Origin of the sequence: Arthrobacter sp. YN (assembly GCF_002224285.1) — a bacterium.
Lineage (GTDB): Bacteria > Actinomycetota > Actinomycetes > Actinomycetales > Micrococcaceae > Arthrobacter.
In genome coordinates this window covers 307,310-321,002 of sequence record NZ_CP022436.1, presented here as the reverse complement: position 1 = coordinate 321,002, position 13,693 = coordinate 307,310, and the positions used below count along the sequence as shown (strand labels likewise).

The following is a 13,693-nucleotide window of genomic DNA, read 5'->3' as shown; positions in this document are numbered from 1 at the left end:
CGGGCTTCGCGACTACAGGAGTAGAGTGCAAGGACTATCCGCAGTCAACGGTTGGGGGACCTATGAAGGACCACGTCCACGAGCGCATCGGCTTCCGCGAAATCGACGAGCAGGGCAACGCTGTGCAGGCCGTCAGCCCCCATGTGCCGGAGCCTGCGGACAAGGAACGCAAGCGGACTCCATTCAACCCGTTCATCATTGCGTTGTGGGTCATGGACGCCGGCTTGGCCTGGCTTGGAGTCTGGGCGCTGGCTACGTCAGTCGGTGCGATAGTGAGCTCTCCGCAATTCGTCCAGCCCGCCGAATCCGCCGAAGCAGCCCAAATGAAGTTCATCCTGCTTTCCAACGCGCCCTACGTACTGCTGGCCGCCTTGCTGATCACTGCGGGCCTGCTGTTCTGGCACGCGGTTCAGTGGCAAAAAAAGCGGCCGGCCAGGTAATGGATACCTGACCGGCCGCTCTGGCACGGTGTTTGATGGAACTGCTTGCCTAGAGGACCGTGGCCCCCAGGACGCACTTGATCTCCGCGGCAGGCTTGGTTACCTCTGCGTTGGCGACCCAGTCAAGCGCCTTGCCCGCTGCAGCATCCTTGAAGGTCTGCTCCCCACGGGCGAGGACGGCCGAGGTCTTCGGGTCCACCCAGCTGACGGTAATTTTGACCGTGCCCTTGGTCCCCTCCGGAGGAGTCACGGTCCCCTTCGCCGTGACCTTTCCCTGCGCAGTATCGCAGGAGGTCATCTTGGTGGCTTCAATGATGCCGGTACCGGGGTTGGCAGGTTTTGCCTCACCGGTGGTGGCGGCTTGGGTTGTAGTTGACGACGGCGACGTCCCTGCCTCGTTGCTCTGGGACGACGAACAACCGGCGAGTGCGGCTGCCGAAACCAGCACCCCCGCTATGCACGCAACAGTCTTCTTCATGGTGTGGCTACCTGGTTCTTTCTGGGTTGTACGTTCGTTGAAAATGCGCGGCAACCGGGGTTGGGGCCCCGATTGCCGCGCACTTTTTGTCCTATGCCTCGGAACGCTTGCGGCGTCCAACGAGGAACAGGAACAGCCCCGCGCCAACTACCAGCAGGCTGATGGGCAACACGGTGAGGACAGCTCCCGTGTTGGCCAACGGACCCGAAGGCTGGCTCGGAACTACCGGCGGGAAGGTCACGACAGCACTAGCAGGTGGTGTGGTGACCGGGGGTCCCGTCGGAGGCGTGCCCGTTGCGGTTGCCGTATTAGCGACCTCACCGGCATTGATATCCGCCTGGGTGATCGCATACGTTGCCGTAGCGGTCACGGTCTCACCGGGTAGCAGGGTTCCTGCAACGCCGGGCCAGGTGTAAACCAGGGCCGAGAGGCCCGGCATCGGATCGTTGATGGAGACATCCGTCAACGGGACGTTTCCGGTATTCCTGGCGGTGAACGTGTACGTGATCACGTCACCCACCTGGGTGGGGTCTCCAACAGCCGAGGCATCGGCCGTCTTGGTGAACTCCAAACCTGCCGTCGGGGTCAACGGTGTGTCCGTTTCACCCGGAGGAGGCGTCACCGGAGTACCGGTGGGCGGAGTGCCGGTGGTGGTCGCCGAGTTGGCGACGTGACCGGCGTTGATGTCAGCCTGGGTGATGGCATACGTTGCCGTAGCCGTCACCGTCTGGCCGGGCAGCAGCTCGCCGGGGGTTCCCGGCCAGGTGTAGGTCAACGCCGAGAGGCCGGCCAGCGGATCCGTGATGGAAACGTTGGTGAGCTTCACGTTGCCGGTGTTCTTGGCCGTGAAGTTGTAGGTGATCACGTCACCCACCTTCGACGGACCATCCGTAGCCGGAGCCACTGCGGTCTTGCTGAACTCCATGGCCGGAGCCGGAGTCAACGGAGTATCCGTCTCACCCGGAGGAGGCGTTACCGGCGGACCAACGGGCGGGGTACCCGTCGTGGTTGCCGAGTTCGCCACGTGACCGGCGTCGATATCAGCCTGGGTGATGGCGTACGTTGCCGCCGCCGTCACTGTCTCACCGGGCAGCAGTGTTCCTGCAGCTCCGGGCCAGGTGTATGTCAGTGCCGAGAGGCCAGCCAGCGGATCCGTGATGGACACGTTGGTCAGGGTCACGTTGCCGGTGTTCTTGGCCGTGAAGTTGTAGGTGATCTTGTCCCCTGCAACTGTGGGGTCCTGAACAGCCGAGGCGTCCGCGGACTTGGTGAACTCCATGGCCGGAGCCGGGGTCAACGGAGTATCCGTCGTTCCCGGAGGAGGCGTCACAGGAGGACCAACCGGCGGGGTACCGGTGGTGGTCGCCGAGTTGGCGACGTGACCGGCGTCGATATCAGCCACGGTGATGGCGTACGTTGCCGTCGCCGTCACCGTCTGACCGGGCAGCAGCTCGCCGGGGGTGCCCGGCCAGGTGTAAGCCAGGGCAGACAGGCCTGCCAGTGGATCGCTGATGGAAACGTTCTTCAGCGTCACGTTGCCGGTGTTCTTCGCCGTGAACGTGTAGGTGATCAGGTCACCTGCAACGGACGGATCCTGAACAGCCGAGGCATCAGCCGACTTGCTGAACTCCATCGCCGGCTTCGGGACCAGCGGGGTATCCGTGGTTCCCGGAGGAGGCGTGACAGGAGGACCAACAGGCGGAGTGCCCGTGGTCGTGGCGCTGTTCGCGACATGACCGGCGTCGATATCAGCCTGGGTGATGGCATACGTTGCCGTAGCCGTCACCGTTTCACCGGGCAGCAGTGTTCCTGCAGCTCCGGGCCAGGTGTAGGTCAGCGCCGAGAGACCAGCCAGCGGATCCGTGATGGAAACGTTCTTCAGCGTGACGTTGCCCGTGTTCTTCGCAGAGAAGGTGTACGTGATCACGTCACCGGCCTTCGAAGGATCCTGGACAGCTGAGGCGTCAGCGGACTTGGTGAACTCCATTGCCGGAGCCGGGGTCAACGGAGTATCCGTGGTTCCCGGAGGAGGCGTTACCGGAGGACCGGTGGGAGGAGTACCGGTGGTCGTGGCGCTGTTCGCGACGTGACCGGCGTCGATGTCAGCCTGCGTGATGGCGTACGTTGCCGTAGCCGTCACCGTCTGACCCGGAAGCAACTCGCCCGGAGTGCCCGGCCACGTGTACGTCAGAGCCGAAAGACCAGCCAGAGGGTCGGTAATCGTGACGTTCTTCAGCGTGACGTTGCCGGTGTTCTTCGCAGAGAAGGCATACGTAATGACCTCGCCAACCTTGGAAGGATCCTGGACAGCCGAGTCATCCGCAGACTTGCTGAATTCCATCGCCGGCTTCGGGGTCAACGGAGTATCCGTCGTTCCCGGAGGAGGCGTCACCGGCGGACCGGTGGGCGGAGTTCCGGTGGTGGTCGCCGCATTGGCGACGTGACCGGCGTCGATATCAGCCTGGGTAATCGCATACGTTGCCGTAGCGGTCACGGTCTGACCCGGGAGCAGCTCGCCGGGGGTCCCCGGCCAGGTGTACTCGAGGGCGGACAGGCCAGCCAGCGGATCCGTAATGGACACGTTGGTGAGGTTGACGTTGCCGGTGTTCTTCGCGGTGAACGTGTAGGTGATCTTGTCACCTGCAACGGACGGGTCCTGAACAGCGGAAGCGTCAGCCGTCTTGGTGAACTGCATCGCCGGAGCCGGAGTCAGCGGAGTATCCGTCGTTCCCGGAGGAGGCGTTACCGGCGGACCAACGGGCGGAGTGCCCGTAGTGGTTGCCGCGTTCACTACATGGCCTGCATTGATGTCAGTTTGGGTAATCGCATACGTTGCCGTAGCGGTCACCGTCTGGCCCGGCTGCAACTCGCCGGGAGTACCCGGCCAGGTGTATTCCAGTGCCGAGAGACCAGCCAAAGGATCGTCAATAGTGACGTTCTTCAGCGTGACGTTGCCGGAGTTCTTCGCCGTGAAGGTGTAAGTGATCTGGTCACCAACAACTGCAGGTTTCTGAATCGCGGAGGCGTCCGAGCTCTTGGTGAACTCCATCGCCGGAGCCGGGGTCAACGGAGTATCCGTTGTTCCCGGAGGAGGCGTGACAGGAGGACCAACCGGCGGAGTGCCCGTAGTGGTTGCCGAGTTGGCGACATGACCAGCGTCGATATCAGCCTGAGTAATGCCATACGATGCCGAAGCCGTCACCGTCTGGCCCGGAAGCAACTCGCCCGGAGTACCCGGCCAGGAGTAAGCCAGTGCCGAGAGACCTGCCAGCGGATCCGTAATGGACACGTTGGTCAGCGTGACGTTGCCCGTGTTCTTGGCCGTGAAGGTGTAGACGATGCGATCGCCCACAACCGACGGGTCCTGAACACCGGAAGCGTCTGCCGTCTTGGTGAACTCCATCGCCGGAGCCGGGGTCAACGGAGTATCCGTGGTTCCCGGAGGAGGCGTGACAGGAGGCCCAACAGGCGGGGTACCGGTAGTGGTTGCCGAGTTGTCGACGTGACCTGCGTTGATGTCAGCCTGGGTGATGGCGTACGTTGCCGTAGCCGTCACGGTCTGACCCGGAAGCAGCTCGCCGGGGGTTCCCGGCCAGGTGTAGGTCAGCGCGGAGAGGCCAGCCAGCGGGTCATTGATGACCACACCAGTGAGCTTCACGTTGCCGGTGTTCTTCGCAGAGAAGGTGTACGTCATAACGTCACCAACCCGTGAAGGATCCTGGATCGCCGAAGCGTCAGCCGACTTGCTGAACTCCATCGCCGGAGCCGGAGTCAACGGAGTATCCGTGGTTCCCGGAGGAGGCGTGACAGGAGGCCCAACAGGCGGAGTTCCGGTGGTGGTCGCCGCATTGGCGACGTGACCGGCGTCGATATCAGCCTGGGTGATGGCGTACGTTGCCGTAGCCGTCACGGTCTGACCCGGAAGCAGCTCGCCGGGGGTACCCGGCCAGGTGTACTCAAGGGCAGACAAGCCGGCCAGCGGGTCATTGATGACCACACCAGTGAGCTTCACATTGCCCGTGTTCTTCGAGGTAAAGGTGTACGTAATAACGTCACCAACCTTCGAAGGATCCTGGACAGCCGAAGCGTCAGCCGACTTGCTGAACTCCATCGCCGGAGCCGGGGTCAACGGAGTATCCGTCGTTCCCGGAGGAGGCGTCACCGGAGGACCGGTGGGAGGAGTACCGGTGGTCGTGGCGCTGTTCGCGACGTGACCGGCATCGATGTCAGCCTGCGTGATGGCGTACGTTGCCGTAGCCGTCACCGACTGACCCGGAAGCAACTCGCCGGGGGTTCCCGGCCAGGTGTACGTCAGAGCAGACAAGCCGGCGAGCGGATCCGTGATGGATACGTTCTTCAGCGTCACGTTGCCGGTGTTCTTCGCCGTGAACGTGTAGGTGATCTGATCACCCACAACAGACGGATCCTGGATTGCCGAGGCATCAGCCGACTTGCTGAACTCCATCGCCGGAGCCGGGGTCAACGGAGTATCCGTCGTTCCCGGAGGAGGCGTCACCGGCGGACCGGTGGGCGGAGTACCAGTGGTCGTGGCGCTGTTCGCAACATGCCCGGCGTCGATGTCAGCCTGGGTGATGGCATACGTTGCCGTAGCCGTCACCGACTGACCCGGGAGCAACTCGCCCGGAGTGCCCGGCCAGGTGTACGTCAGAGCCGAGAGGCCAGCCAGGGGGTCATTGATGACCACACCGGTGAGCTTGACGTTGCCCGTGTTCTTCGAGGTGAAGGTGTAGGTAATAACGTCACCCACCACGGACGGGTCCTGGATTGCGGAGGCATCAGCGGACTTGCTGAACTCCATCGCCGGAGCCGGAGTCAACGGAGTATCCGTCGTTCCCGGAGGAGGCGTCACCGGCGGACCGGTGGGCGGAGTACCGGTGGTCGTGGCGCTGTTCGCAACATGACCCGCATCGATATCAGCCTGCGTGATGGCGTACGTTGCCGTAGCCGTCACCGACTGACCCGGAAGCAGCTCGCCGGGGGTCCCCGGCCAGACGTACTCAAGGGCAGACAGACCAGCCAGGGGGTCATTGATGACCACACCGGTCAGCTTGACGTTGCCGCTGTTCTTCGCCGTGAACATGTAGGTGATCAGGTCACCTGCAACGGACGGGTTCTGGATAGCGGAGGCGTCGGCCGACTTGGTGAACTGCATCGCCGGAGCCGGGGTCAACGGAGTATCCGTCGTTCCCGGAGGAGGCGTCACCGGAGGACCAACGGGCGGGGTGCCCGTAGTAGTTGCCGAGTTGGCGACATGTCCGGCGTCGATATCAGCCTGCGTGATGGCGTACGTTGCCGTAGCCGCCACCGTCTGGCCGGGCAGGAGGGTTCCTGCCGCGCCGGGCCACGTGTACGTCAGAGCCGAGAGGCCAGCCAGCGGATCCGTGATGGAAACGTTGGTCAGGGTCACGTTGCCGCTGTTCTTCGCCGTGAACGTGTAGGTGATCAAGTCACCTACAACTGCCGGGTTCTGGATAGCGGAGGCATCCGAGGACTTGGTGAACTCCATGGCCGGACCCGGGGTCAACGGGGTATCCGTGGTTCCCGGAGGAGGCGTGACAGGAGGACCAACCGGCGGCGTGCCGGTGGTCGTGGCGCTGTTGGCGACATGACCGGCGTCGATATCAGCCTGCGTGATGGCGTACGTTGCCGTAGCCGTCACCGTCTGGCCGGGCAGGAGGGTTCCTGCCGCGCCGGGCCACGTGTACGTCAGAGCGGAGAGACCGGCCAGCGGATCCGTGATGGAAACGTTGGTCAGGGTCACGTTACCGCTGTTCTTCGCCGTGAAGGTGTAGACGATGCGATCGCCCACAACAGACGGATCCTGGACACCGGAGGCATCAGCGGATTTGCTGAATTCCATGGCCGGAGCCGGGGTCAACGGGGTATCAGTACCGGCCGGAGGAGGCGTCACAGCGGGACCGGTGGGCGGAGTGCCCACGGTGGTTGCCGTGTTCGCGACGTGGCCTGCATTGATGTCAGCCTGGGTGATGGCATACGTTGCCGTTGCAGTCACCGTCTGACCCGGAAGCAACTCGCCGGGAGTCCCCGGCCAGGTGTATTCCAGCGCCGAGAGACCCGGCAGCGGGTCATTGATGACCACACCGGTGAGCTTGACGTTGCCCGTGTTCTTCGAGGTGAACGTGTAGGTGATCTGATCGCCCACAACAGACGGATCCTGGATTGCCGAAGCATCCGCCGACTTGGTGAACTCCATTGCCGGAGCCGGGGTCAACGGGGTGTCCGTTGTTCCCGGAGGAGGCGTCACCGGCGGACCAGTGGGCGGAGTACCGGTGGTCGTGGCGCTGTTCGCAACATGACCCGCATCGATATCAGCCTGCGTGATGGCATACGTTGCCGTAGCCGTCACGGACTGGCCCGGAAGCAACTCGCCCGGAGTACCGGGCCAAGTGTAGTTCAGAGCCGAAAGACCAGCCAGCGGGTCCGTGATAACCACACCAGTGAGCTTGACGTTGCCCGTGTTCTTCGAGGTGAACGTGTAGGTAATGACGTCACCCACAACAGACGGATCCTGGATTGCCGAAGCATCCGCCGACTTGTTGAACTCCATTGCCGGAGCCGGGGTCAACGGAGTATCCGTGGTTCCCGGAGGCGGCGTGACAGGAGGACCAACAGGCGGAGTTCCGGTGGTGGTCGCCGCATTGGCGACGTGACCGGCGTCGATATCAGCCTGGGTGATGGCGTACGTCGCCGTAGCCGTCACCGTCTGACCCGGAAGCAGCTCGCCGGGGGTCCCCGGCCAGGTGTATTCCAGCGCCGAGAGGCCAGCCAGCGGATCCGTGATGGACACGTTGGTGAGCTTCACATTGCCAGTGTTGGTGGACGTGAACGTGTAGGTGATCTGGTCACCCACAACCGACGGATCCTGAATTGCCGAAGCATCAGCGGACTTGCTGAACTCCAAGGCGGGGCCAGGAGTCAGCGGAGTGTCCGTACCAGCCGGAGGCGGCGTGACCGCGGGACCGGTGGGCGGAGTACCCGTGGTGGTCGCAACGTTCGCGACATGCCCGGCGTCGATATCAGCCTGCGTGATGGCATACGTTGCCGTAGCCGTCACGGACTGGCCCGGAAGCAACTCGCCCGGAGTACCGGGCCAGGTGTACGTCAGAGCAGACAGACCCGCGAGCGGATCGTTGATGACAACACCAGTCAGCTTCACGTTGCCCGTGTTGGTGGACGTAAACGTGTAGGTGATCTGGTCACCCACAACCGACGGATCCTGAACACCGGAAGCATCAGCTGTCTTGGTCAACTCCAGAGCCGGGCCAGCCGTCAACGGAGTGTCCGTACCAGCCGGAGGAGGCGTGACAGCAGGACCGGTGGGCGGAGTACCCGTGGTAGTCGCAACGTTCGCAACATGCCCGGCGTCGATATCAGCCTGGGTGATGGCATACGTTGCCGTAGCCGTCACCGTCTGACCCGGAAGCAGCTCACCAGGAGTGCCCGGCCACGTGTAAACCAACGGCGAAAGACCCGCCAGCGGGTCATCGATGACGACGCCGGTGAGCTTCACGTTGCCCGTGTTCTTCGAGGTGAACGTGTAAGTGATCTGGTCACCCACAACAGACGGGTTCTGGATGTCCGAAGCGTCAGCGGACTTGGTGAACTCCATGGCCGGAGCCGTAGTCAGCGGAGTATCCGTGGTTCCCGGAGGAGGCGTTACCGGCGGGCCAACAGGCGGGGTGCCCGTGGTGGTCGCCGCATTGGCGACATGACCGGCGTCGATATCCGCCTGGGTGATGGCGTACGTTGCCGTAGCCGTCACGGTCTGCCCCGGAAGCAGTTCACCAGGAGTACCCGGCCAGGTGTAAACCAGAGCCGAGAGACCAACCAGGGGATCGTTGATGGACACGTTGGTCAGCGGAACGTTGCCGGTGTTCTTGGACGTGAACGTGTAGGTGATCTGGTCACCCACAACAGACGGATCCTGAATGGCGGACGCGTCAGCGGACTTGCTGAACTCCATGGCCGGAGTTGACGTCAGCGGAGTGTCCGTGGTGCCTGGAGGAGGAGTCACCGGAGGGCCAACAGGCGGGGTGCCCGTAGTGGTTGCCGAGTTCGCCACATGACCGGCCGTGATGTCAGCCTGCGTAATGGCGTACGTTGCCGTAGCCGTCACCGACTGACCCGGAAGCAACTCGCCCGGAGTGCCCGGCCACGTGTAGGTAAGAGCCGACAAGCCAGCCAAAGGATCATTGATGGACACATTGGTCAGCGGAACGTTGCCGGTGTTCTTGGACGTGAACGTGTAGGTGATCTGGTCACCCACAACCGACGGATCCTGAATGCCCGAAGCATCCGCGGACTTGCTGAACTCCATGGCCGGAGCCGGAGTCAGCGGGGTATCCGTACCTGCCGGAGGCGGCGTGACCGCGGGACCGGTGGGCGGAGTACCAGTGGTAGTCGCCGTGTTGGCGACGTGACCGGCGTTGATGTCGGCCTGCGTAATGGCGTACGTTGCCGTAGCGGTAACGGTCTGGCCGGGCAGGAGCGTTCCTGCAGCACCGGGCCAGTTGTACGTCAAAGCAGACAGGCCAGCCAACGGATCGTTGATGGACACGTTGGTCAGGGAGACATTGCCGGTGTTCTTGGCTGTGAACGTGTAGGTGATCTGGTCACCAACAACGGACGGATCCTGGATATCCGAAGCATCCGCGGACTTGCTGAACTCCATGGCCGGAGCCGGAGTCAGCGGGGTATCGGTACCTGCTGGCGGCGGGGTGACAGGAGGACCTGTCGGAGGATTACCCGTGGTGGTGGCAAGGTTCGCCACGTGCCCTGCATCGATGTCAGCCTGGGTGATGGCATAGGTGGCCATAGCCGTCACGGTTTCGCCGGGCAGCAAGGTGCCCGGAGTTCCCGGCCAGGTGTAGGTCAGGGCTGACAATCCATCCAGGGGGTCGTTGATGGTGACACCCGTCAGGGGCACGTTGCCCGTGTTGGTGGACGTGAACGTGTAGGTGATCTGGTCACCCACAACAGAGGGATCCTGGACGTCTGAAGAGTCAGCGGACTTGGTGAATTCCAGTTCCGGTGCCGGAACGGCCGTGTTGGTGAGGACACAGCTGATATCGGCGCCAGCAACAGGCACCAAGGAGTAAGCAGCATCGACTACCGCTCCGTTGGGCAGTCCGCCCTGGAGACCGTTGGCGTCAACACAGGTGATCACCTTGCTGTAACCGGACAGGTTGGTACCCGACTCCGTCAGGTAGTACGTTGCCCCGGCGTCAGCGACGTATTCGCCAGTGACACCTGTGCCCGCAGTAACGGTGGAACCCGTACCGGTGGTGGTGGCGTTGGCAGTGTTGCTGACAACAGGTCCCGTAGCCGAGCCGGTGCGGATCTCAGTGGTGAACTGATCCGAATCCATCAGACGGGTGGCATCCAGTGCCTTGCTCAGTTCAAGGCGCGGGGCCTTGACTACCAAAGTGGCGTCTGCCGGCGGGTTCAGGTTGGTGACGATGTTGGCCGGACCGTTGACGTAGGTGCCCTCGGCTGCTGCCGTGACATCAACTTCGATGGTGCAGGAGGTCATGCCCAGGGCGAGGTCCCCGCCGGTCACCGAGATGGTGTTGCTGCCGGCAACGGCCGTGCGCACCAGGGGGTTGGTTCCTGTGGCTTGTACACAGGTGCCGCCAATGTTGGGGGTACCGGCAATCACGACGCCGGCCGGGAGGGTATCCGTGATGAACCAGTCGTTCTTGGCCATCAAATCGTCTGTGTTGGTCACCGTCAAGGTAACTTTGGACGTTCCGCCGGGGCCGATGAGGGACGGAGTAAAGGCCTTGTCCACCTGGGGAGTGACATCCACGATCTGCGGAAGGTCGAAAGCGACGTCGTTTCCGGCACCGCTGGTGGCTTCATTCCTCAGTTCAAGACCGAGGGAAGGGGAGGTGCCCATCGGAACCTGGTAGGCAGCAGACTGGAGCTTCTGGATCTCTATGGCGCCGCCGTTGGTGGTGTTTGATCCACAAGGATCAAGCCCGGTGCTGAGGACCTGGCGCGTGCCGTTGATCAGCAGGCTGAAGGTCTCCTTTGCGTGGGTCGAGTGGCAGTTCACCTGTGCGAAGTAGGCCGATACTGCGTAGTAGTGACCCTCGATCGCCGGAATAGTGTTGTCTTCAGTCCGGAACTGGACTCCGGGTGTGATGCGCCCGGTGGGGCTGTTCGTATATTCGGACAGCACCTGGTTGGTGGAAGATTCCGCAGCTGTCTGGCCTTGGGCCAATCCAAGGGCGGCAGCCATTTGCCGGATTTGGTTCCAACCATCAGGCTGATTGTTGGTACACCCGGCGTCAGAGGTTGGCAACGGCGTGGAGGAATTCAGTATCCAGCCATCGCACTGTCCGCCGGCCGGAGTGTAAGGGGTGTCTGCAAAGTATGTTTCATTGGCAGCCTCGGCGCCGCCGGTGTAGTTGAGGATGCTGATGGCACCGTTGGTGGCATCCTCGTTGGAGAAGTCCTCGATGTAGACGGGTGTTCCTGGTTGGGCAACACCCGGCGATCCCGGGACTGTCGCCAAGGCAGGTGGCGCTAAGGCGCCACCCACCCCCAGCGACATGATCGCTGTGGCGACTACGGCCGCCAACAGCTTCTGTGGACGTGTGTGTTTCACGGTTCTCTCGCTATTCGTTGTCACGCACGAGGCCGACCCACAGAAGCGAATCGGCGTCGAGCTAGGCTACTCGCCAGTACTCCAGTGGACAGAGACGTCTCTTCGTGACGCGAAAAAAAGGAGAGAATGCAGAAATTTTGAAAAAGACCCTGGAAAGGACGTTGGAGAGAGGGCATGCCGGCGCGTCGAAAGACAGCGCCACCCCGCGGCAGCCCTGGCCCCTAGGGCTTTGGGGCTGGGTTCGAGTGCCTAGCTGAACGTATTGGTGAAGTTCTTGGTGATGACACCCTGCCCGGCAAACCGGTAGTCCAACGTTCCAGTCACGGCGGATGCAGGAAGGGCTACTCCCACGGTGAACGCGAGGTCGGTACCAGCCACGGAGTCGGTGCTGCACCGGATCTGGCGGTCTCCCCCAGAGACACCGGCGCAGGTCCACCCTGCGGGAGCGACAGTTTTTCCAGCCAGGAACGTTGCCCCGTCCGGCAGGGTGAAGTCCACTTGGCCGGTAGTCGGCATGCCCTGCCCTTGAAGCGAGAACTGCACTTTCAGCTCCCGCTCGGTCGGGTTCGCGCCCTGCGCAGCCGTGAACTTGGCGTCAACCGTTTGGGTAGCGGTTGCCGCAGGAGGCACACCACCGGGTGCCGGCGTCGACGTCACCGTACCGGAGTCCACTACAACAGCCTTCCGCTGCGGGGCCGGGGCTGGTGGAATCACGACGGCGGGAGGTTCCGGCAGCACTGCCACCGGACTATCGGGAGAGGGATTTGCCCGTGGAGCCTCGACGGCCGGAGGTTCCGGTACTGCGGGCAAGGACGCGGCGGGGAGTGGGGTCGCCGTGGGCAACGACGTCTCCTGGGCTGATGGAAGGTTGGAGACGGCCTCGGACGTCGCCGTGGACTGCGACGCCGGGCTGGGCTGAAAGAACCACATGAGGGTCCCTGCCAACGCCATGACGCCCACTACCAGGGCGGCCGTCACCTTCCACGCGTTGCTGAGGCCACGGATGCCCTGCGTAGCCATATTTCCGGGTGCAGCGGTACTCCCGGCGCCGCCGTTGGCCACACCCGTAGCAGTGCCACCGAAGCCGATCGCCCCTGCTGCCGCCGGGGTGAAGGTGATCCCTGTCAGCAGAGGGAAGAGGACGGAGCGCATGCCGCCCTGGATGTCATTGAGTTCAATCAGCAAGGCCGTGCATTTCGCGCAACCTTCCAGGTGTGCACCGACCTTCTCCGTGGAAGTGCGCTTCAACGCATTACGGGCGTACTTCCCCAACTGGCTGGCGTATTCGTCACAGGCCTGATCCACTGTCCGGCTGATGTGCTGTTGGAGGTAAGCCTGGCGCAGGCCTTCCCTGGCCCTGAGCGCCAACGCCGAGACACCGTTGGGGGTCAGGCCCACGAAGGGAGCGGCCGCTGCAGGCTTGAGGCCCTCGATATCCAGGTGCCACAGAACAGCCTGCCAGCGCTCCGGCAGGGATTTGAATGCCTTGGCCATCATGCTCGACTCAAGTTCGCTGACTACTTGATCGTTGTCCAGGACCGGAGCATCGAGGATGGCGTCATCCTCCGCTGTGGGCATCCGGCGGGCTTTGCGGTTTCGATCGTGGGCGGTGCGCCGCACCACGGTCAGGAGGTAGGACCGGAAAAACTCTTTGGGTCCTTTGCCTTCCGTCAGCAGCTGAAAAATCGTGGCGAAAGACTCGGCCACCACATCATCCGCGTCGCTCGGGTTGTCCGTTTGGGAGCGGGCAACAAACTGCGCCACTTTCATGTGCCGCTGATAGAGCACGTCGAAGGCCTCCGTGGCGCCTTCACGCACCAAAGCAATGATCTTCGGATCGCTGGCAGTGGCCGTCACCGAAAGTGGTGACGCCCCATCGACGCTGACCGCAACTACTTGATCCATAAACAATAGTGTGACATCCGAAACCGTGTGACTTGAACCGAGCGTCCCGTGCCTGTAAAGAACCCTACTTTCGCGTCACGATCCCAACCTTGGCCGCACTAATAAACATGACCCCCTGAACCTTGGCGCGAATCGAGGAACCATGGACATCCGCCGCCCCCGCCCATTCCTGAAACTGATGCGTGCTGTCCATAAGGACGGAGCGCAGCAACCGAG

4 protein-coding genes are annotated in these 13,693 nt (G+C 62.8%); 1 reads left to right on the top strand and 3 read right to left on the bottom strand.

The genetic code is table 11. The annotated features are described in order from the left end of the window. The first annotated feature begins 62 nt into the window (after positions 1-62). Positions 63-440 (top strand): hypothetical protein, encoded by a 378-nt coding sequence (locus tag CGK93_RS01520; protein WP_089593298.1) that lies wholly within the window; start codon positions 63-65, stop codon positions 438-440. 49 nt (positions 441-489) lie between these two features. Here the strand turns inward: CGK93_RS01520 and CGK93_RS01515 are convergent, their stop codons facing one another. From CGK93_RS01515 to CGK93_RS01505, 3 genes are all read right to left on the bottom strand, one after another. Further along, the gene (locus CGK93_RS01515) at positions 490-918 is read right to left on the bottom strand and encodes a hypothetical protein (RefSeq protein WP_089593297.1); all 429 of its coding nucleotides are present in this window, start codon (positions 916-918) and stop codon (positions 490-492) included. Positions 919-1,009: 91 nt separating this feature from the next. Beyond that, entirely contained in the window at positions 1,010-11,572 is a 10,563-nt protein-coding gene (locus CGK93_RS23935) for a DUF7507 domain-containing protein (RefSeq protein ID WP_232481509.1), read from the bottom strand. A gap of 249 nt (positions 11,573-11,821) precedes the next feature. Further along, entirely contained in the window at positions 11,822-13,477 is a 1,656-nt protein-coding gene (locus CGK93_RS01505; protein WP_089593295.1) for a sigma-70 family RNA polymerase sigma factor, read from the bottom strand. Positions 13,478-13,693 lie beyond the last annotated feature (216 nt).